Here is a 19,524-nt window from a genome sequence, read left to right on the forward strand (position 1 = left end):
CTAGCGACCCTGCAACGAGGGCCCGGTTGGGCCGCCTATAGATAGACATGGCCAATGCCTCAAGCGCTGGGGGCAGAAAAATATGCATCCTGCATTGCCTCTTGCGCAATCGGGCCGGACGCGCTTTGAGCCAAGGCGACATGACAGAAGATGAAATCCTCTCTGAATTCCGCGCAAGCGAAGCCCTCCTCGAAGGTCATTTCAAGCTTTCGAGCGGCAAACATAGCGGCCATTATCTGCAATGCGCGCGGGTGCTGATGAACCCCGACCGAGCCGGCAGGCTGGCCCTTGCGCTGGCACAGAAAATTCCGCGCGAGATCCGCAACGAGATCGATGTGGTCGTCAGCCCTGCAATGGGCGGCATCATCATCGGCCAGGAAATGGGACGTGCGCTGGGCAAGGACGCGATGTTCCTCGAACGGCCCGACGGCGAATTCCACCTGCGCCGCGGGTTTCGCATCGAACCGGGCGCAAAAGTGCTGATGGTGGAAGATGTCGTCACCACCGGCCTCTCCAGCCGTGAGGCGATTGCCGCTGTCGGACGCGAGGGCGGAGAAGTGATCGCGGAGGTATCGCTGGTCGACCGCAGCAATGGCTCTGCCGATCTGGGCGTGCCGTTCTTCCCCCTGATCGATATCAACTTCCCGACCTATGACGAGGACGACTTGCCCGAAGAACTCGCCGCCATCGAGGTAACGAAGCCGGGCAGCCGCGCGGCATGACACGCCCGCTTCGCCTCGGCGTCAATATCGATCACGTCGCCACCATCCGCAATGCGCGAGGCGGCGACCATCCCGATCCGGTGCGCGCCGCCGAGATCGTGGCGCGCGTCGGCGGTGACGGGATCACGGCCCACCTGCGCGAAGACCGCCGGCACATCCGCGATGCCGATCTGAGGCGCATCCAGGAAGCGACCGACCTCCCGCTCAACCTGGAAATGGCAGCGACCGAGGAAATGCTCGAGATCGCGCTGGCCCACAAGCCGCATGCCGCTTGCATCGTTCCGGAAAAGCGCGAGGAGCGTACGACCGAAGGCGGCCTCGATGCAGCGGGGCAGCACAACACGCTCGCGCCGATCGTGTGGAAGCTGAAAGACAACGGCATCCGCGTGTCGCTGTTCATCGAGGCGGACGAGCGCCAGCTGGACGCCGCGCTCAAGCTCGGCGTTCCGGTCGTGGAATTCCACACCGGCGAATATGCCCACGCCCATCTCGACGGCGACAGCGACAAGCTGGCCCGCGAACTGAAGCGGATTTCCGACATGGCGGCGCTTGCGGCCAAGAACGGCATAGAGCCGCACGCGGGCCACGGCCTCACTTACGAAAACGTCCAGCCTATCGCTGCCATCCCGCAGATCGCCGAGCTCAACATCGGCCACTACCTGGTGGGCGAAGCCGTCTTCGTCGGACTGGAGAGTGCTGTACGCCATATGCGCGAACTCATGGACGAGGCGCGGTGAGCCAGCCCGCCCTTTCCGGCAAAGAGCAGCTGTGGGGGCTGGCAGCCGTTATCCCCTTCCTGTTGAGCATAGGGTTGCTCGCCTATGCGATATCGCAGCAGGCCGCACTCGCCTTTGCCGTAGGTTGGCCGATCATCCAGGTTATCGGCTATACCGGTGCATTCAAACGCTCAAAGGGCGAGATCGACCATCCGCTGGTCAAGAGCCAGGTGTTCATTCACTGGATGATGCTGATCATCCTCACCGTCATGATTTCGAGGGCAGCATGATCATCGGAATGGGTTCCGACCTGTGCAATATCGAGCGAATCCAGAACTCGCTCGACCGCTATGGCGAGCGCTTCGAAATGCGCGTCTTTACCGAGATCGAGCGTGCGAAGGCGCGCAAGCGGCCTTTCACCATCGCCGGCACCTATGCCAAGCGCTTCGCCGCGAAAGAAGCTTTCTCCAAAGCGGTCGGGACGGGCTTTCGCCGCGGCGTCTTCATGAAACATATCGGCGTTGTGAATGCCCCTTCCGGAGCGCCCACCCTGGCGCTTGAGGGCGGCGCTGCACAAAGGCTTGCCGAAATGGTCCCGCACGGCCATGAGCCGCGCATTCATCTCACCCTCACCGACGACCATCCATGGGCACAGGCCTTCGTCATCATCGAGGCCCATCCCGCTTGAGTATCGACACACCGGCCGTGACAAAATCCGAAAAGCAAGACGAGAAAGTAAACTGGTTCGCGGAAATCCGCGGCCTCGGGCTGATGCTGCTCGCCGTCTTCGCCTTCCACAGCTTCATTGCGAAGCCGTTCTATATCCCGTCCGAATCGATGCTGCCGAACCTCCTGGTCGGCGACCGGCTGGTCGTGAGCAAATATCCCTACGGCTGGAACTGGTCCTCGGTCAGCTTCCACCTCGCCCCGCGCGGCGACTGGCGGGTTGCCGGATCTACGCCCGAATACGGGGATATCGTCATTCCCGTGCACCCGGAGCGCGACGAGGATTACATCAAGCGCGTCGTCGGGCTGCCCGGCGACACGATCGCGGTGGTCAATGGCCGCATCGAATTGAACGGCACTCCCGTACCGCAGGAAGTCGAGCCCGCGCGCGACTTGCCCGTGGATGCGAACTCCACCTGCTGGGGCTTTGGCGACCCGAGCTTCCTGGTTACCGACGACGAGGGCAAGCCGGTCTGCCGCGTTCCGGTCCTACGCGAAACGCTGCCGAACGGGGCAAATTATCTCGTCATCGACCATACCCGCACACAGCTCGACAATTTCGGACCGATGACCATTCCCGAGGGCGAAGTCTTCGTGATGGGCGACAATCGCGACCATTCCTCGGACAGCCGCGAGCTCAATTCCTCGCGCGGGCTCCTGGGCCCCGTTCCACTGGAAAACATCGGCGGCCGCGCGGAGTTTATCACCTTCTCGCTCGACGGCACGACCTCGCTCAACCCCGTGACCTGGTTTACCAGCTTGCGCGAAAACCGTTCCTGGACCACTCTGCGCCCTGCCATAGCGCAGGAGCCCGAAGGATAAATGCCTGAAAACAAAGCCGCGCATCCCGGCCTGGCGGCTGAAGACGACAATCCGGGTGCCAGCCCCACACGCATAGGCGATCCGCGGCTTCGCTTCGAGGCAGCCCGCGCTTTGACCTGGGGCCTCGTCATCGGCCTTATCGCGCTTGCGGTCCATTTGTCCCAGTCGCTGCTCGTCATCTTCGGTGCGATGGTCTTTGCAGCCCTGATCGATGGCGGCTCTCGCCTGTTGGGCCGCGCCCTGCCCATCGGCCGCAACTGGCGTGTGGCCATCGTCCTGCTGCTAGCAACCGCCTTCCTGGTCTGGCTCGTCTACTTCGCCGGTTCGCAGATCTCGCAGCAGGCGGCCGAATTCCCTTCGATCATCGAAATGCAATTGGAGCGTTTCCTCGAATATCTGCGCGGCAAGGGTTTTGCAGTGCGGACCGAAGACATCCAGTCGATGATGGGCAATCTCATGAGCGGAGTCGGCACGGTGACCCGCGCAATCGGCGGCCTTTTCGGGGGTGTCACGACGCTGGTGCTGATTATCATCATCGGCGTCTATTTCGCGATCGACCCCCGCATCTATGAGCGCGGCGTTGCGTGGATGGTCCCCGCGAACAAGCGCGAGGCGTTCTACGACACGCTCAGCTACCAGGCCTATACGATGCGCAGGCTGCTCGCCGGACGGCTTGTCGGCATGGTCGCGGAAGGTATCTTCACCTGGGCCCTGCTTGCTCTTTACGGCGTGCCGATGGCCGCCCTTCTGGGATTGCTGACCGGATTGCTCGCCTTCATCCCGAACATCGGCGCGATCATCTCCGGCGTGCTGATGGTTCTGGTCGGCTTTTCCGGCGGGGTCGACATGGGACTCTACACGATCTTCGTGTATTTCCTCGTCCAGAATTTCGACGGCTATATCCTGGTGCCTATGATCGCCAAGAAAACGGTCGATCTTGCGCCCGGCCTGGTGCTGTCGGCACAGCTGATCTTTGGGGTACTCTTCGGTATCCTGGGACTGGCGCTCGCCGACCCGATGCTGGCGATGATCAAGGTCGCGCTGGAACGCCGATCAGAGCGTCTGGGCAAACTCGATGCCGATGCAGAGATTACGGAGGCAGAAGCCTGATATGGCACGCAAATTCCTGTATTTCGTGGCGATCGTCATCGCGATCATCATCGTCGGCGCGATCGCACTCGCCATATACGGGCGCGAGGCGACCGAGATCGCTTTCGTGCCGCGCGGCGAATTCGTCGAGCAGGAAGCGCTCGCCGCCAATGCCTACGAAGATCCGGCCATGTGGTATTCGCGGCCCGGCATCGGAACCGACGATCCGGCGCGCTACCAACCCGCGGTGGCACAGGTAGCACCCGATCCTGCGAGCCGGACGCCCTCGCCCGAAGCCCCTGCTGCCGAACAAAGCATCGACGGGCCCGCGCCTTTCACGACGATAGGCTCGGAACGCGGCGAAGCGGCCGATGCCAGCGAGACTCCGTCCTTCGCGGTCTTCTTCGTGCCGCCCACCAGCTACACCAAGGGTGCATTGGGCGAGTGGAACGCGCCGCTCAACGATGCGGAGACCGACCGTCTCGCTCGCGTCTTCCTGCGGGGTCTCGCAAGCCCATTCAATCGCGCCGACGAGATCTGGGCGCCCAAATACAGGCAGGCCGCAGTCGGAGCGTTCCTGACCGAAAAGGACGAGGCAAGCCGCGCCATCGATGCAGCCTATGCCGATATCGCGCAGGCGTTCGCCTATTTCATCGAGAGCGTCGATGCCGACAAACCGATCGTGCTCGCCGGGCACAGCCAGGGCTCGGTCCATATCCTTCGCCTATTGCGCGACGAAATCGCCGATACACCGCTGCAGGACAGGATCGCCGCGGTCTATGCGCCGGGCTGGCCGATTTCGGTCGAGCATGACTTGCCGTCCCTCCCCTACCCGGCCTGCGCGACAGGAGAGCAGGCAAGCTGCATCGTTTCATTCATCAGCTTCACCGACGATGGCGATCCGGGGCAATTGCTCCAGCGCTACAGCGCGCTTCCAGGTCTCGACGGCAAGCCACGCGGCCAGGACGACAGCGTCCTGTGCGTCAACCCGTTGACCGGTATGACCGGCGGATCTGCACCTGCGTCCGAGAATCTGGGTACCCTCAAACCGGACGCGGACATGAGTTCAGCCGAACTGGTCCCGGGCGCCGTGCCTGCGCGCTGCGACAAAGCGGGCATCCTGCGGATCGGGGATGCGCCCGACCTTGGCCCAGGGGTGCTGCCGGGCGGAAACTACCACGTCTATGACATCCCTCTGTTCTGGAAGAACATGCAGGAAGACGTCCTCAACCGGGTGCGGACATGGGCGACGCGGCAATCGTAACCGACAACCGGCTCGAATTCGGCGCCCTGCTGCCCGACGGCGGCGTTCTCCTCGCGCTCGACCTCGGCACGAAGACGATCGGCGTTGCTACCTGCGATGCCGGATGGCGCTTTGCCACTGCTGGCAAGACCCTGCCTCGCGGCAAGTTCACCCAGGATTGCGGGAAATTGCGAGAAATCGTGAAAGAGCGCGCAGTGCAAGGGGTGGTCATCGGCCTGCCCCGCAACATGGACGGCAAGGAAGGGCCACGGGCGCAGGCCAGCCGGGCTTATGCACGGAATATTGCGACCGCGCTGGACTTACCCGTGCTGCTATGGGACGAACGCTGGTCGACCGCGAGTGCGGAGGCCGCGATGATCGGACAGGACATGAGCCGGGCAAAGCGCGCCGAACGTATCGATGCCCACGCGGCAGCGGTCATCCTGCAAGGCGCCATAGACGCGCTGGCGGGAGGGGGTTTTTAGGGAGAGGGTCGCAAATGCTGGGACTGTTCGACGTCTTCGACGTCTACGAAGGAAATGGGAAAATCAGGGCGAGCCGCCGCGGAAGATTAGCCCGGCTGGTCGCCTTCGCCATTATCGCTCTCCTTTTCGTCCTGACAATCCGCACTCTCTGGTAGAGCGCTACTACAACGCAGCTCTTTGCAAAGCGGCTTCGGCTGCGATCAATCGATTGCCGCTCTGCTCTGCCCGCCGCCACAGGGCATCCTGGCCTGCCTTATCCAGCAAGCCGCACCACGCCTCATAGCTGGCAAGGCGGAGCCTGTCGCTCGGATGCGACGTGCCCACCCATTCGGCGAAATCCAGCGCTTCCTCGGTGCCGATCCCGATGGCACAGCGCAGGAAGCATTCGGTCGATGTCGGATTGAGGATGCCCGTCACGGCATTGCTGTCGAGATCGAAGCCGTATTGATCCCACCAGCCCTTGGCCGGATCGACGTGCATGATGTTGAGGGAAACCGACAGCCTATCCGGCGGCAGTTGGGCGTGCACATCGCGGTGGGCGCGGTAGAGCATCATCCTGCCTTCGGACAGGGCTGAGCGCTCGACGAACCGCAACCCAGCCTGCTCACCGCGGAAACCGGCGACATCTTCGTAATCGTACTCGTGATAATCGCTCAGATAGCCCGGGCCGAAATAGCCTGCGGTGAGGAAACTGAAATTGTGGTCATGCGGTACGCCGTAGACGAAGGCTTTCGCTCCACTGGCTCGGACGCAGGCTTCGTCTTCGCTCGGCCAGATATTCGCGCGCAGGAAGAAACTGCCCATGTTGGGCGACAGGACGATCGCTTGCGGGCCGTAGCCGCTTTCCTGTCCCCCTCCGCGGTGGTTTTCTTTCAACTGTTCGATCAGGAGATCGGCGAGGAAAGAGCGGTCGTTGACTAGCCGCCGCATGGCGAGCGAGGCATTCTTCAAACTGTCCTCATCCTCGGGATCGAAGCCGGTCGAGAGCATCTCGATGCATTCGTGCAAATCGTGAGAAACGTCATCGACCGTGTGGATTATGCGGGGCATGCGGCAAGCTCCTGTCCGGCCAGTTGGGGGTAGGTTTCGAGCAATTGCGCGCGCAGCGCTCCGGCAGTTGCGGCGAGAGGGTCGCCCGGATCGCTCGCCATGCGCGTCAGGGCCGCAAATCCCAGTCCGCTATCGAGCGCGAGGCATTCGCGCAGCGCCTGCCAGCGGGCATGATCGCTGCCCTCGCGGGTAAGCCGGGCGAGGACGGGTGCCGCATCGCGCCTCCCCATGCGGCCCAGCAAGGCCGCTTTCATTTCGCGACCGCTCTCGTGGCGGGATCCGTTGGCGCGGTGCAGCAGGCGGTCATCGTCGAGCGCATATTCGCGAGCATCGCATGGCACTTCGTCTGTCCTCGACAGGCGCAGCACCGCCATCCGACCGTGCACGCGAACTATGGACTTGGTGTGGTTGTGGCCCGAAAAACGCATGATCTCGCCGGCCACCACTCGGCGTATCGTGCAATCGATCGCGGCACTGTCGCTCCGCTCCTCCAGCAATTCTAGGAAGCGGACATCGGCGCTTCCCGCGAGTACGGTCTCATGCCGCTCGCCGCCCGCGAAGCAGGCCGATTTCGCCTCGCTTGCGCCGAGTTCGGTATACATGAGCAGGCTCAGTGCCGCGCGGCCTGAATGCGCCAGCTGCAGGACACTGAGACCATCCGAATGCTGGTGACGGATGGGCACCTGGCCGAGCGGGTTCCGAGCCAGACAGGTCAGCATGGGCTGCATCAGCGCCGCGACCAGCCTTCGCGCATCTTCGCCTTCGCCAAACAGCGCATCCAGCGTAGGGCAATCTCGCAATTGCGCGCCCTCGCCATACGCGTCGAGCTCGCGAAGCGCATCGGCAGCCTCGCCTGCGCGCCAGTCGTCGCGAACGCGCTCCAGCGCAAACTGCGCGTTGCGCTGCGAGGCAGGATCACCTCGCAGCGCGCGCAATTCCGGATCGATCCTCATTGCGTAGAACCGGTCTTAGAGAAAGGCTTCAGGATCTACGGTGTCGTAGACGTAGACCATGATCACAACCACGCGATCGTCCACGGTCGGACCGCCATTGGCGGAAAGGCTGCCGAAAAGACCGGTGACCGTGTCGAGACCCGGCAGGCTGGAAATATCGATCTTGGGAAGATCCATTGTGTGCTCCCTGTTGCGCGGAGCCTGGCGTCGGTGCCGTGCTTTCGCCGCGCCAGCACTGGCTGGCGTGTTGCGGCACGCGGATCGAATTAAAAGGCTGTAACTTGCGGGAACCCGGCGCTATCGCCGCCCGCAGCCATGACCGAGACACAGAATTTCGATCCCCGCGCGGCCACGCCGTTCCTCACCAGCAGGGGGCATTCCGGCTGGTTGGGCCTGACCTATTCCGACCACGGTGAAGATTGGGTTGAGCTAAACCTCCCCTGGCGTACTGACCTGCTCGGGGAAGAGGGTCAGCAAGTTCTCGCTTCGGGCCCGATCATGAGCCTCATGGACATGGCGAGCGGACTGGCGATCTGGAAAACGATGGACCGGTTCGAACCTATCGCAACGCTCGATCTGAGGGTCGATTACGTGCGCCCCGCACGCGAAGGCGCATCGGTATTCGGCCGTTCGCAGTGCTACCGGCTGACGCGCAGCGCCGCCTTCGTCAGGGGACTCGCCCATGACGGCGACGTCGACGACCCCGTTGCCCACATCCAGGGGGTGTTCATGAAGATCGGCGGTGCGGACACGCGGGAGGTGCCCGGTGGCTGATCATCCCGATATCGCCGTCCTGACCCCCTACGCCCGTTCGCTCGGCATCAAGCTGGCCGAATGGGACGGCGATACGCCGGTCATGCGTGTAGACTTCGTCGAAGCTGTGGAAGGTCGCCCCGAGCATTATCACGGCGGCGCGACGGGCGGTCTGCTGGAGACTGCAGGCTATGCCGCACTGCGTGCTTTGCTGGCTCAGAAGGATCGCCAGGCCGTTCTCAAGCCCATAAACATTACCGTGCAGTATCTTTCGGCGGGCAAGAGCCGCGAAAGCTACGCCCGGGGCCGCGTCACCAAGCTCGGCCGTCGCAGCGCGAATATCACCGTCGAGGCATGGCAGGACGACTCCCGTCGCCCGATCGCAACGGCGGTCATGAACGTGCTGATGGCAGAGCCCGCGAATAGCTAATTCGGCTCGATCGCGCCGCGCCGTTCCAGTTCTTCGCGTACCGCTTCGTATCGCTGTTCCTCGGCCCTGCGCCGCGCCTCCTCGATCGCCTCCTCCGAAACCGAGACACCTTCGTCGCCAACCCGGATGTCGACGGGGATGCCGTCGATCTCGGTCGAAAAGACCGCCTCACCGTCACGGATACGCAGGCGCGAATTGCCGTCGCCCAAGGGGATATCTTCCAGGTCGGGCACATCGAGCGGTTCGACCGGTCCGCCCGGATCCTCGTTGGAACGTGGTCCGGCACGATCCGGTTCCGCCGTGCCGCCGAGGGCCTGCGTCATGAAATTGCGCCAGATTTGCGCAGGCAGCCCCCCGCCCGAAATGCCGTCGAGCGGTGAATTGTCGTCGTTCCCGATCCATACGCCGACAACCAGGTCGCCGGCATAACCGACGAACAGGGCATCGCGGTTGTCCTGGCTCGTGCCGGTCTTGCCGAAGTTCGGTCCCGACAGCATGGCGCGCCGTCCGGTGCCCTGGTTGATGACGGCGCGCAGCATGTCCTCGATCTCGCTATGGGTCGAACCGCTCAGGCTGTCGTTGCCATCCCACAAACGCTGGAACCAGCCCCGCTCTTCCTGCGCGAAGGCGTGTGGTTTCACGGGAAAGGAATTTGCCGCGATCCCGGCATAGGCAGCGGTCAGCTCGAGCAGGGTCATGCTGGTCGACCCGAGCGCCACGCTGGGGTCGCCGGGAACGAATTCGCCGGTGATCCCGAAATCCCGGACCGTCTCGATCACTTTTTCCGATCCGACTTCATTGAACAGACGCAGCGTGGCCACATTGCTCGACTGGGCCAGCGCATCCCGCAGGGTGATCGTAGGCGAGTAACGGCCATTGGCGTTGCGCGGGCGATAGCTGCCCTCGGTGATCTCGGTGTTGTCGATCGTGTCGTCGGGGCTCCATCCATCGCGCAAAGCGGCAAGGTAGACGAAGGTCTTGATCGTCGATCCCGGCTGCCGCTCGGCCTGCGTGGCACGGTTGAAGGGAGACTTTTCGTAGTCCTTGCCGCCGATCATCGCCACGACTTCGCCATTGGTGCGCATTGCGACGAGAGCCACCTGCGCGCCGCCCAAGGGGGCACGGCTCGTCACATTGCGCGCGATATTCTGGAGCCGGCTGTCCAGCGTGGTAGTGAGCGTCTGGCGCGAATATCCCGTCTCGGTCAGCTCTCGCGCTTCGGGCAAGGCCCAGTCTGCGAAATACGTTCCCGTCGGAAGATCGCTCTTCATGCGCACGTCGAGCGCCGGGGCGTTCATCGACCGTGCCTGCGCATTGGTGATGTAGCCCGCAGCAACCATCGACTGGATGACCAGCCGCATGCGCTTTTCCGCGCGGTCGTAATGGCGGGTGGGCGCATAGGCGCTCGGTGCCTGAAGCAGCCCCGCCAGCATAGCCGCCTGGTTGGGACGCAGGTTTTCCGGTTGGCGATAGAAATAATGCAGGCTCGCTGCGCGCAGTCCGTAGACGTTGTCACCGAAATAGGCGTTGGACAGGTAACGCTCGAGAATTTCATCCTTGGTCAGCCAAGCCTCCAGCCAAAAGGCGATCATCGCCTCGCGGGCCTTGCGCGTCAGCGTACGCTCGGGCGTCAGGAAGGTGAACTTGGCGAGCTGCTGGGTGATCGTGCTGCCCCCGCCGGTGCCGGTAACCGCGGCACGCGCGATGCCGCGCGGATCGACGCCCCAATGGCTATAGAACCGGCGGTCCTCGATCGCGAGGAAGGCCTCAACGACGTGAGGCGGCAGCCGGTCGACGTCGACCGGCTCGTCCGTAATGGCGCCATTGCGCGCAATCGGCGTCCCGTCCGCCGCCAACAGGGTGATCTGCGGTGGCGCGATCGGTTCAAGGGACTTGCCCAGCGGCGCGGTTATCGCAAGCCAGCCCACCAGGATGATAAATAGCGCCAGCAGACCGGCGATCGCCCGGACAAGCCACCAGCGCTTGCGGCGACCGCGCCAGTATTCCCGCTGCCAGGGGCGCAGGCATTTCTTCTCTTCACGGGCGAGCGCATCGTCGAGATCGTCCCAGCGCGCATCCCAGGCATCGTCATCGAAGCCGTCGTGCAGCGAGTAGAAGCCGCGATGCGAAGACATCGCCGGTTCGCTGCGTCGCTTGCGAAAGATGGTGTCGAGAACGCCCATTGCCTACTGTGTTAACATCTCAATACACTATTGAATAGGTGTTGCGAGATGAACCTTCAACGACCGCGATGGATTTTCAAAAGGATTGCACCACCATCCGGTAGAACTCACGCTCTTTGACCATGTCGAGCATCAGGGCATCCGGGCGCTTCCCGCAGGCGCGCAGCAGATTTTTCCATTCCTTGCCACGCATTTTCTTGCTCGCTTCCCGCTCTGCGCGACTCCAGATCGTGCCTTGCTCCATCGCCGCCAGGCTGGGCAGCGACACGAAGAAGTTCTCCAGCGCGAAAATTTTCGTGGTGCCCGCGTTGGCCGTGGCAAACCAGCCGGCTTCGCGGTTCAGGTCACTGCACAGATAGGTGTCGATACCGCCACCCGGGCTGTCCTTGTCCCACCGCGCGTATTCCAGCCGGACATCCACTGTCCCGGAAACCTTGCTTCCATCGCGATCCGTTGCGGGGAAGTAGGAGGCGCCAGCGGCTCTCTGCCGCCCCGCTTCATCGATTGCGGCGGAATTGCTGCTTCGCTTCAGAACGAGGTCGACGAGCTTTCCGTCGGCGCCAATTTCCGCCGTCCAGGTGACAGAACCGTTATGACCTTCGTCCTTCGCGTCTTGGGGAATATCGAAGTCCGAAATGCGGGCGAAGCGTGCGGCAGAGGGGTGCGAGCGTTGGAGGGCAGGAACGACGAGTTCCGTTCGCTCAGCCGCTGCGTCCTGCGCAACAGCCGGCATTGGCGAAATCAGGCCGAGGAGCGGGAATAGCAAAGCCCCCCGCTTTGGCGTCATGCCTTGGCGACCACGCTTTCGGGCAGGTCTTCGCCGAACACGCGCTGGTAGTATTCGGCCACCAGCATGCGTTCTTCCTCGTCGCACTTGTTGAGGAAGGAAAGGCGGAAGGCAAAACCCACATCCTTGAAGATGGCGTAGTTCTGCGCCCAGGTGATCACCGTGCGCGGGCTCATCACGGTCGAGATATCGCCGTTGATGAAGCCCTGCCGCGACAGGTCGGCGACCTTGATCATGTCGGCGAGGATCTTGGGATCGATGTCGGGGTTCTTCGCCTCGACGATCTTCTGTTCCGTCTCGGCGGGCAGGTAGTTGAGGCCGACCACGATGTTCCAGCGGTCCATCTGTCCCTGGTTGATCGCCTGCGTGCCGTGATAAAGCCCACTGGTATCGCCTAGGCCGACGGTGTTGGCGGTCGCGAAAAGGCGGAAGTGCTTGTCGGGGCGGATCACGCGGTTCTGGTCGAGCAGGGTCAGCTTGCCCTGCTGTTCGAGCACGCGCTGGATCACGAACATCACGTCCGGACGGCCTGCGTCATATTCGTCGAACACCAGCGCAACCGGGTGCTGCAGCGCCCACGGCAGCAGGCCTTCGCGGAATTCGGTCACCTGCAAGCCGTCGCGCAGCACGATGGCATCGCGGCCGACGAGGTCGATACGGCTGATATGCGCATCGAGGTTGATGCGGATGCACGGCCAGTTGAGACGCGCGGCGACCTGTTCGATGTGGGTCGACTTGCCGGTGCCGTGATAGCCCTGGACCATCACGCGGCGGTCGTGCGCGAAGCCGGCCAGGATCGCGAGCGTTGTGTCCGGATCGAACACATAGTTTTCGTCGAGATCGGGCGTACGCTCGTCGGGCTTGGAAAAGGCCGGGACTTTCCAGTCGATATCGATGCCGAATGTCTCGCGGACATCCACCTCGGTATCGGGAGCGGAAAGGACGGTTTTGGCAGCCGCGTCGAAGGTCTTGTCGGTCATCTCGTTCATCGCTTGGGCGACGTAGGCATTTATCTCCGCTGCGCCAAGCCTATATTGGCCAGCAATGCCCCAAGACCCGCTTTCAGAACGCATCCGCATGAAGCTCGTCGAGCGGGTGCGCGGCGTGTTCAACGATGTCGAAGGCGGGGAACAGCCGGTCCCCGTTTCGGACGATGCTCTTTTCGCCAAGAACACACCGATACGGATGGTCCACGCCGATATCGTCGGCATGATGGTCGGCGGCATTCGGGGCTTGCTCTTGCAGATGCTCCACCCGCACGCGCTTCAGGGCGTGCTCGACCATTCCAACTTCCGCTCCGACATGCATGGCCGGCTGCGGCGCACCGCGCGATTTATTGCAGTTACGACCTTCGGCCATCGCGACGACGCACAAACGGCGATCGAGCGGGTCAATCGTATCCATGCAGCGGTTGGCGGCACCCTTCCCGACGGTTCGCCCTATTCCGCCAGCGATCCGCGAACCCTCGCCTGGGTGCACGTCGCCGAGGCAACGAGTTTCCTGGCAGCATACCTTCGCCACGTGAGGCCGGATATGCCGGGCAGCGAGCAGGACGAGTATTATCGTCAGTTCGCGGTCATCGCTCGTGCGCTCGGTGCCGATCCGGTCCCGCTCGACAGGCGCGAAGCGGAACAGATATTCCGCGAGCTGCGCAGTGATCTCGCAACATCGCCCAAGGCGCGCGAGATTGCCGACCTGGTCCTGACCCAGCGTCCGGAAGGAGCACCACCGGCAGTCCAGTCGTTGCTTGGTGCGGAGGCAGTGGCGCTCCTGCCGCCCTTCGCACGCTCCATGCTCGGGCTTGAGCGGCCCGGTTTAGGCGCATTTCCGGCTAGAGCGGCGACCTGGGGCGTAGGCAAGACGCTGCGTTGGGCCTTCCGCCAGAATTGACACGCAATTACGAGGTCGCGGTGCTACTCTCGATCCTGAGAGGAGAGCCGCAATGTATATCCAGGGATTCCTGATTGCCGTGCCCGAAGGCAATAAGAGCGCCTATCGCGAACAAGCCGAAAAGGCCGCTGCGAAATTCCGCGAATACGGTGTCACCGAAATAGTAGAAGCTTGGGAAGAAAATATCAGCGACGGCAAGGTGAGCGATTTTCGCAAGGCGACGAAGGCCGAAAAGGGCGAGAAAATCGTCTTCAGCTGGATGATCTGGCCCGACAAGGTCACCGCCGATGCCGCGCACGCAAAAATGGAGAACGACTCCTTCTGGGAGGAGGAAATGGGTGAAATGGCCTTCGATGGCATGCGTATGATGTGGGGCGGCTTCACACCCATCTTCACGAGCGGGAGGGATTGATGGCCGAGTATACCTTCTTCACCAATCCGATGAGCAGGGGCCAGATCGCGCGCTGGGCGCTGCACGAGGTTGGCGCGGATTACGAAACTGAACTGGTCGAATGGGCTGCCAAATCCGAGGCCTTCCTGGCCGCCAACCCGCTCGGCAAGGTGCCGACGCTCGTCCATCATCATGGCGACTACATCCACACGGTCACCGAAGCGGCAGCGATCTGTCATTACCTCGCCGAAATGCACCCCGATGCGGGCCTTTTGCCCGAAGCGCATGAGAAAGCCGCCTATTTCCGCCGCTTGTTCTTTGCTTCCGGGCCGGTCGAACAGGCGGTGATGGCCCGCACAATGGGGTGGGAGGTCGATGACCCCCAGAAACAGATGATGACCGGTTTCGGCAGCTACGAGCGGGCTGTCGATACTTTGGAAACGCTGCTGGCCGATCGCGAGTTCGTATGCGGCAATCGCTTCACGATGGCCGATGTCTATGTTGGCAGCCAGGTGGACTGGGGCATCCAGTTCGGCACCTTGCCAAAACGCAGGGTCTTCGAGGACTATGCCAATCGCCTCCGCCAACGACCAGCCTATGAGGAAGCCAAGGCGATCGACATGGACTTGGCCTCGAAACAGCAGGCCTAGGCGATCGCCCTGCTCTTGCGCAGTGTCTGATAGGCTTCGACGACCTTGTTGAGCCTCGCTTCATAGCCCCGGTCACCGCCGTTGCGGTCGGGGTGGTAGCGCCGGACGAGCTCCGAATAACGGCGCCGCAGGACCTTGCGGTCGACATCGAGGCCAAGTCCCATGGTGTCGAGCGCTTCGGCTTCTTCGCGGCTGAAGCGGCCGTCCATCGCCATTTCCGCCTGGCGCCGTGCCTTGCTCTTGATCCCATTCGCCCGAGCCGAGATCGCTTCGAGCGGATCGTCGTAGTCCGCCCAGCGCGGCATGCCGTCCACGCCCGCAGTCGGCCTGAAGCTGGGACTTTCCGTGCGCCAACCACTGGCCGGACCCTGCGCGTCGAGGATCTCCTCGGCCGTCATGCCTTCGAACCAGTCATAGCCGGAATTGAATTCGCGCACGTGTTCCAGGCACATCCAGCGCCACCTTCCCGGCCCGTCGAAACCGTGCCCTGCCCCACCCGGCGCGCGGAATTCGCCGGCCTCGGTGCAGGCGGGATGTTCGCACACCCTTCCGGTGTCTTCGTATCTTCCGTGAAACTTTGTCTGGCGCATTCGTTCTAGGATGGGGAGCGAATCCCTGTATGGAAAGAGGCGAATAGGAGAAACGATCGCATGGCAGGCCCGGTTCAACAGGAGATGGAACGGCTTTTGACCGAGGCTTTCGCTCCGACACGCCTCGAGGTGATCAACGACAGCGCCAAGCACCACGGCCACGCAGGCGACGACGGTAGCGGCGAATCCCACTTCACCGTTGTAATCGAATCGCCCGCCTTTTCCGACAAGAGCCGCGTCGAACGCCAGCGCATGGTGAACAAGGCGCTGGGCGACATTCCGGGCGAGCGGGTCCACGCCCTATCCATCCAGGCATCTGCACCAACCAGTTAAGGGAGCCGAAATGAGCCACATCGACCTTACGCTTCAGCCGACGACCCACGATCTCGGCCAGTTCGAGGTCCGACGGGTTCTCCCCGCCAAGAAACGCTCCATGGTCGGCCCGTTCATATTCGTCGACCAGTTCGGACCTGCGCAGCTCGACCTCGGCAGCGGCATGGACGTGCGCCCTCATCCGCACATCAACCTCGCTACGGTCACGTGGCTGTTCGAAGGCGCGATCGATCATCGCGACAGCCTTGGTAGCTTTTCGACCATCCGGCCAGGGCAGGTGAACCTGATGACCGCCGGCAGGGGCATCGTCCACTCCGAACGCTCTCCGGAAGAAGAGCGCAAGGCGGGACCCAAGCTCTACGGAATGCAGACCTGGCTTGCGCTGCCCGATGGCCGCGAGGAGATCGATCCTGCATTCGAAGAGCGCAAGGATTTACCGATCGTCGAAGACGGCCGCGCCAAGGCAATCGTCATCATGGGCGAATTGTGGGGCGAGCGCGCACCGACGACGACCTATGCAGAGACGATCTATGCCGAGATCATGCTCGAAGCCGGCGGTGCGATACCGATCGAAGAAGATGCCGACGAACGGGCCCTCATGCTGGTCGGGGGCGAGGCGAGCGTGGATGGACACCCGCTGGAAAAATATACGCTCAACGTCCTCCAGCCGGGGCGCGACATGACGCTTGAAAGCAGATCCGGTGCGCGCGTGATGCTGATGGGCGGCGAAGCCTTCAGCAGCAATCGCCATGCCTGGTGGAACTTCGTCAGCTCCAGCCGCGAGAGGATCCAGCAGGCCAGGCAAGACTGGCGCGAAGGCCGTTTCCCGGTCGTGCCGGGGGACAGCGAAGAACGGATCGAATTGCCCGACGGTGCACCCAAGACCGTCACTTATCCTTGAGGAGGGAGATACATGAGTTTCGAGGGAAAGACCGCCTGGATCACCGGCGCCAGTAGCGGCATCGGCGCTGCGCTGGCACGCGACTGGGCGGCGCGCGGCGCTCACGTGATCCTGTCGGGCCGCGACGAGGCTCGTCTTGCCGAAGTGGCCTCCGGCCTTGGCAGCGATACGCTGATCCTGCCCTTCGACGTTCGCGACGAAGCTGCGATGCAGTCAGCGACCGAAAAAGCGATCGGCTGGAAGGGCAATGTCGATATTTTCGTGGCCAATGCAGGTATTTCGCAGCGCAGTCCTGCGGTCGAAACGTCGATGCAGGTCTATCGCGATATCATCGAAATCGATCTTACCGCGCAAATTGCCGCCACGCAGGCTCTGCTTCCGCACTTCGCAGAGCGTGGCGATGGGCACCTCCTCTTCATCTCCTCGATCGCGGGCAAGGTCGGCGTGCCCATGCGCACCGCCTATTGTGCGGCGAAACACGGGTTGATCGGCTATGCCGACGCTCTGCGCGGCGAATTGTCCCGCAGCGATATCGGCGTCCATGTCGTCTGTCCCGGATCGGTCGCTACCGATGTCAGCCGCAATGCCCTGACCTCCGATGGCAGCAAGCGTGGCCGCAGCGACAAGGTGATCGACAACGGCATCCGCCCCGAGGATGCCGCCCGCCGGATCGTCGATGCAGTGGCCGAAGGACAGCGAGAGATTATCGTGGCCGAAGGGATGGAAGAAGCCATGGGCGAAATGCGCCGTACGCCCGACGCGCTGTTCGACCAGGTCGCGGCCATGGTCGCGTCCGGCTATATGGAAAAAATGCAGGCGGAAGAGTGATGGACTGGCCGCAGAAGCGCGTTGCGTTGGCGAATGGCATCGAACTCGACGTCGTCGATACCGGACCAAGCGATGCCCCTGACCTGATCTTCCTGCATGGCTTCCCGGAAAACCACCGCACCTGGCGCAATCAGATCGCGCATTTCGAGGATCGCTTCCGCTGCGTGGCGCCCGACCAGCGTGGCTATCGCGGATCGAGCACCCCCGAAAACGTAGAGGACTATACGCCGGACAAGCTGGTCGGCGATGTGTTCCTGCTCGCCGACGCACTCGGGATCGGGGAATTCACCATTGTCGGTCATGACTGGGGCGGAGCCATTGCATGGGGCGTCGCCATGGCGGGCGAACAGATGGGCCGCGTACCCCGCGCAGTCATCGCCAATGCCCCGCATCATGCGGTCTTCCAGAAACTGCTCTACACTTCGCCCGTCCAGCGAGAGGCAAGCCAGTACATGCGCGGTTTCCGCGATCCGGCGAAGGACGAGCTGGTAAAAGAGCACGGCCTGTTCGGCATCCTTGCAGACCAGATCAACTGGGACGCACCCGACAAGATGGAGCCGGAAGAGCGCGCTATCCTGCTGAAAGACTGGCAGGACCGCGATACGGCTTTTGCGATGCTCAACTGGTATCGCGCCAGTCCGATCGACATCCCGCCGCTGAATGCGCCTTACGAACCGCCCGAAGGCTGGTCGCCCCCTGAGCTACCCAAACTTACGATACCGACCTTGGTAATCTGGGCGCAGGACGATCTCGCCCTTCCGCCTGAAAACACGGCGGAATTAGGCAAGTTTGTCGAGAAGCTGACCCTCGTCGAAGTGCCCGATTGCGGTCACTTCGTGCCGTGGGAAGCGCCCGAGGCGGTCAACGGCGCAATGGACGCTTTCCTCGCACAGACGGATTAGCCGCCCAGCCATTCCACCCATGCCCCGTGCGGATGCGCGTTTGCGAGGTGCACCGCTTCGCCTCCACCCGGCCAATAGCGCACGTGCAATTCGTGGGCGAAAGTCTCGCGGTTGGTTTCGAGCGAGATGTGGGCGAAAGGCTGGTCTGCGCTCGCTCGCGCCCCCGCTTCCCGCATGGCCTCTTCGATCAGGTCCTGCGTAGCATCGGGCAGGTACTGCCACATGATGGAATGGGCGAGCACCCGGGTAACGTCTTGCTCCTGAGGCTTCGCCAGTTCCGCCTTCACCCACTGGCCGGCATCCATCCTGTCTATGTGCGGCGGCTCGTCCTCGGCGAGCATGATCGCCGCATCGATGCGTGCCATGCGTCCTGTCGCCTCGGGCCAGACGAAGCTTTTAAGCCGCAAAGCCTCGCTCCGGTCCGTCAGATCGACCGGGGCGATATCGTTGCCTCGCGCCGCGACAAGCGTGAATTGCGTATTCGGCGGCGAATTGCCGCGCCATTCCGGACTGATGATCATGGGGCTACCTTGGGGACCTGCATGCACATCGCCCAATTCGTATCGATAGCGGCCCATCATCGTGTTGATGCCCGCACTCGCGCCGATCTCAAGCCATTCGAACCGCGGCGAAGTCCGCCCGTCCGCCAACCAGAGCAGAGCCGCGGCGAAGCTTGCAGAGCGCCCTGCCTCATTGGTCTGGGGCGGCCCGTCGAGCCAAGGAAGCAGTCTCGCATCGTGGGTTTCGACCAGCTCCTTGATCAGGGCATCGACATCTGCCTGCGAAGGCATACGACCTGCGTAAACCGCCTCCAGCCGCGGCTCGTCACTGGTGAGGAGCAGGTTGTGAATGCCTCCGGCAATCCTCAGCGGCATCGCATCGCGCAGGCTCAATCCCTGCCACGCGAAAATCCTGCGCGCGGTCGCCGCCTCGCTATCTTCCAGCGTCAGGAGCGCGCGAACGACTTGTGCCGTCCCGGGGGCGCCCGCCTGTTCGGCATGCGTTGCCTGCCACTCGATAGCTTCGGGGACCGAAACGATATCCATTACATCGCCAGTGGTCATATGCGTTGCCCTTTCC

At 62.7% G+C, this 19,524-nt stretch carries 26 protein-coding genes; 18 read left to right on the forward strand and 8 right to left on the reverse strand.

The annotated features are described in order from the left end of the window. Nucleotides 1-140 precede the first annotated feature (140 nt). Genes pyrE through K3179_RS01310 form a run of 9 tightly spaced genes read left to right on the forward strand, consistent with a single transcriptional unit; the run spans nt 141 to nt 5,958 of the window. Nucleotides 141-722 carry an orotate phosphoribosyltransferase gene (gene pyrE, locus K3179_RS01270; RefSeq protein ID WP_221562124.1) on the forward strand — a complete coding sequence of 194 codons (582 nt, stop codon included), beginning with the start codon at nt 141-143 and terminating at the stop codon, nt 720-722. Next, the gene (locus K3179_RS01275; RefSeq protein WP_090482331.1) at nt 719-1,459 is read left to right on the forward strand and encodes a pyridoxine 5'-phosphate synthase; all 741 of its coding nucleotides are present in this window, start codon (nt 719-721) and stop codon (nt 1,457-1,459) included. Before pyrE ends, K3179_RS01275 begins: the two co-directional genes overlap by 4 nt. Then, a complete protein-coding gene (locus K3179_RS01280) occupies nt 1,456-1,728 on the forward strand; it encodes a pyridoxal phosphate biosynthetic protein (RefSeq protein WP_221562125.1) in 273 nt (90 codons plus the stop codon). Before K3179_RS01275 ends, K3179_RS01280 begins: the two co-directional genes overlap by 4 nt. Continuing rightward, nucleotides 1,725-2,126, forward strand: coding sequence for a holo-ACP synthase (acpS, locus tag K3179_RS01285; RefSeq protein WP_221562126.1), 402 nt, complete (start codon nt 1,725-1,727; stop codon nt 2,124-2,126). Before K3179_RS01280 ends, acpS begins: the two co-directional genes overlap by 4 nt. Further along, nucleotides 2,084-2,986, forward strand: coding sequence for a signal peptidase I (gene lepB, locus K3179_RS01290; RefSeq protein WP_221562127.1), 903 nt, complete (start codon nt 2,084-2,086; stop codon nt 2,984-2,986). The genes acpS and lepB overlap by 43 nt, the downstream gene beginning before the upstream one ends. After that, a complete protein-coding gene (locus K3179_RS01295; RefSeq protein ID WP_221562128.1) occupies nt 2,987-4,096 on the forward strand; it encodes an AI-2E family transporter in 1,110 nt (369 codons plus the stop codon). A 1-nt stretch (nt 4,097) separates the two neighbouring features. Then, complete coding sequence (locus K3179_RS01300; RefSeq protein WP_221562129.1) at nt 4,098-5,339, forward strand: DUF3089 domain-containing protein; 1,242 nt, start codon at nt 4,098-4,100, stop codon at nt 5,337-5,339. Beyond that, the gene (gene ruvX / locus K3179_RS01305) at nt 5,318-5,803 is read left to right on the forward strand and encodes a Holliday junction resolvase RuvX (RefSeq protein WP_221562130.1); all 486 of its coding nucleotides are present in this window, start codon (nt 5,318-5,320) and stop codon (nt 5,801-5,803) included. The genes K3179_RS01300 and ruvX overlap by 22 nt, the downstream gene beginning before the upstream one ends. A 14-nt stretch (nt 5,804-5,817) precedes the next feature. Further along, the gene (locus K3179_RS01310; RefSeq protein WP_221562131.1) at nt 5,818-5,958 is read left to right on the forward strand and encodes a hypothetical protein; all 141 of its coding nucleotides are present in this window, start codon (nt 5,818-5,820) and stop codon (nt 5,956-5,958) included. A 7-nt stretch (nt 5,959-5,965) separates the two neighbouring features. On the opposite strand, the gene K3179_RS01315 is transcribed toward K3179_RS01310, so the two are convergent. From K3179_RS01315 to K3179_RS01325, 3 genes are read right to left on the reverse strand one after another with little or no spacing between them, the layout of a single operon-like run. Next, nucleotides 5,966-6,853: a transposase gene (locus K3179_RS01315; RefSeq protein WP_221562132.1), complete on the reverse strand. Its 888-nt coding sequence runs from the start codon at nt 6,851-6,853 to the stop codon at nt 5,966-5,968. Beyond that, nucleotides 6,841-7,806, reverse strand: coding sequence for a hypothetical protein (locus tag K3179_RS01320; RefSeq protein ID WP_221562133.1), 966 nt, complete (start codon nt 7,804-7,806; stop codon nt 6,841-6,843). The genes K3179_RS01315 and K3179_RS01320 overlap by 13 nt, the downstream gene beginning before the upstream one ends. 15 nt (nt 7,807-7,821) lie before the next feature. Then, on the reverse strand, nt 7,822-7,983 hold the full coding sequence (locus K3179_RS01325) for a hypothetical protein (protein WP_221562134.1): 162 nt from the start codon (nt 7,981-7,983) through the stop codon (nt 7,822-7,824). Nucleotides 7,984-8,121: 138 nt separating this feature from the next. Between K3179_RS01325 and K3179_RS01330 the strand changes: the two genes are divergently transcribed. Both K3179_RS01330 and K3179_RS01335 read left to right on the forward strand, forming a co-directional pair. Further along, nucleotides 8,122-8,580 carry a PaaI family thioesterase gene (locus K3179_RS01330; RefSeq protein ID WP_221562135.1) on the forward strand — a complete coding sequence of 153 codons (459 nt, stop codon included), beginning with the start codon at nt 8,122-8,124 and terminating at the stop codon, nt 8,578-8,580. Continuing rightward, nucleotides 8,573-8,989 (forward strand): PaaI family thioesterase, encoded by a 417-nt coding sequence (locus K3179_RS01335; RefSeq protein WP_221562136.1) that lies wholly within the window; start codon nt 8,573-8,575, stop codon nt 8,987-8,989. Before K3179_RS01330 ends, K3179_RS01335 begins: the two co-directional genes overlap by 8 nt. Here the strand turns inward: K3179_RS01335 and K3179_RS01340 are convergent. The 3 genes from K3179_RS01340 to K3179_RS01350 all read right to left on the reverse strand — a co-directional run bounded on the left by K3179_RS01340 (nt 8,986) and on the right by K3179_RS01350 (nt 12,948). Next, the gene (locus tag K3179_RS01340; protein ID WP_221562137.1) at nt 8,986-11,172 is read right to left on the reverse strand and encodes a transglycosylase domain-containing protein; all 2,187 of its coding nucleotides are present in this window, start codon (nt 11,170-11,172) and stop codon (nt 8,986-8,988) included. The genes K3179_RS01335 and K3179_RS01340 overlap by 4 nt on opposite strands. A 76-nt stretch (nt 11,173-11,248) precedes the next feature. After that, complete coding sequence (locus K3179_RS01345; protein ID WP_221562138.1) at nt 11,249-11,905, reverse strand: TonB family protein; 657 nt, start codon at nt 11,903-11,905, stop codon at nt 11,249-11,251. A gap of 50 nt (nt 11,906-11,955) precedes the next feature. Next, entirely contained in the window at nt 11,956-12,948 is a 993-nt protein-coding gene (locus K3179_RS01350; RefSeq protein ID WP_221562139.1) for an AAA family ATPase, read from the reverse strand. Nucleotides 12,949-13,003: 55 nt separating this feature from the next. On the opposite strand from K3179_RS01350, the gene K3179_RS01355 reads away from it, so the two are divergent. Genes K3179_RS01355 through K3179_RS01365 form a run of 3 tightly spaced genes read left to right on the forward strand, consistent with a single transcriptional unit; the run spans nt 13,004 to nt 14,890 of the window. After that, on the forward strand, nt 13,004-13,849 hold the full coding sequence (locus K3179_RS01355; protein WP_221562140.1) for an oxygenase MpaB family protein: 846 nt from the start codon (nt 13,004-13,006) through the stop codon (nt 13,847-13,849). A gap of 52 nt (nt 13,850-13,901) precedes the next feature. Beyond that, nucleotides 13,902-14,261, forward strand: coding sequence for a DUF1428 domain-containing protein (locus K3179_RS01360; protein WP_221562141.1), 360 nt, complete (start codon nt 13,902-13,904; stop codon nt 14,259-14,261). Continuing rightward, on the forward strand, nt 14,261-14,890 hold the full coding sequence (locus tag K3179_RS01365; protein WP_221562142.1) for a glutathione S-transferase family protein: 630 nt from the start codon (nt 14,261-14,263) through the stop codon (nt 14,888-14,890). The genes K3179_RS01360 and K3179_RS01365 overlap by 1 nt, the downstream gene beginning before the upstream one ends. On the opposite strand, the gene K3179_RS01370 is transcribed toward K3179_RS01365, so the two are convergent. After that, nucleotides 14,887-15,480, reverse strand: a complete 594-nt coding sequence (locus tag K3179_RS01370; RefSeq protein ID WP_221562143.1) for a J domain-containing protein — start codon at nt 15,478-15,480, stop codon at nt 14,887-14,889. The two genes, K3179_RS01365 and K3179_RS01370, sit on opposite strands and share 4 nt — an antisense overlap. A gap of 60 nt (nt 15,481-15,540) precedes the next feature. Here K3179_RS01370 and K3179_RS01375 point away from each other — a divergent pair, with 60 nt between their 5' ends. The 4 genes from K3179_RS01375 to K3179_RS01390 are packed head-to-tail and all read left to right on the forward strand — an operon-like array spanning nt 15,541 to nt 18,444. Further along, nucleotides 15,541-15,813, forward strand: coding sequence for a BolA family protein (locus tag K3179_RS01375; protein ID WP_221562144.1), 273 nt, complete (start codon nt 15,541-15,543; stop codon nt 15,811-15,813). Nucleotides 15,814-15,823: 10 nt separating this feature from the next. Next, on the forward strand, nt 15,824-16,714 hold the full coding sequence (locus K3179_RS01380) for a pirin family protein (RefSeq protein ID WP_221562145.1): 891 nt from the start codon (nt 15,824-15,826) through the stop codon (nt 16,712-16,714). 12 nt (nt 16,715-16,726) lie between these two features. Continuing rightward, a complete protein-coding gene (locus K3179_RS01385; RefSeq protein ID WP_221562146.1) occupies nt 16,727-17,542 on the forward strand; it encodes an SDR family NAD(P)-dependent oxidoreductase in 816 nt (271 codons plus the stop codon). Next, nucleotides 17,542-18,444: an alpha/beta fold hydrolase gene (locus K3179_RS01390; RefSeq protein ID WP_221562147.1), complete on the forward strand. Its 903-nt coding sequence runs from the start codon at nt 17,542-17,544 to the stop codon at nt 18,442-18,444. The genes K3179_RS01385 and K3179_RS01390 overlap by 1 nt, the downstream gene beginning before the upstream one ends. Here the strand turns inward: K3179_RS01390 and K3179_RS01395 are convergent. Further along, nucleotides 18,441-19,508 (reverse strand): DUF2332 domain-containing protein, encoded by a 1,068-nt coding sequence (locus tag K3179_RS01395; protein WP_247712759.1) that lies wholly within the window; start codon nt 19,506-19,508, stop codon nt 18,441-18,443. The genes K3179_RS01390 and K3179_RS01395 overlap by 4 nt on opposite strands. Between the last annotated feature and the right edge of the window lie 16 nt (nt 19,509-19,524).

The sequence above is a fragment of the Qipengyuania intermedia genome (assembly GCF_019711615.1).
Classification (GTDB): Bacteria; Pseudomonadota; Alphaproteobacteria; order Sphingomonadales; family Sphingomonadaceae; genus Qipengyuania; species Qipengyuania intermedia.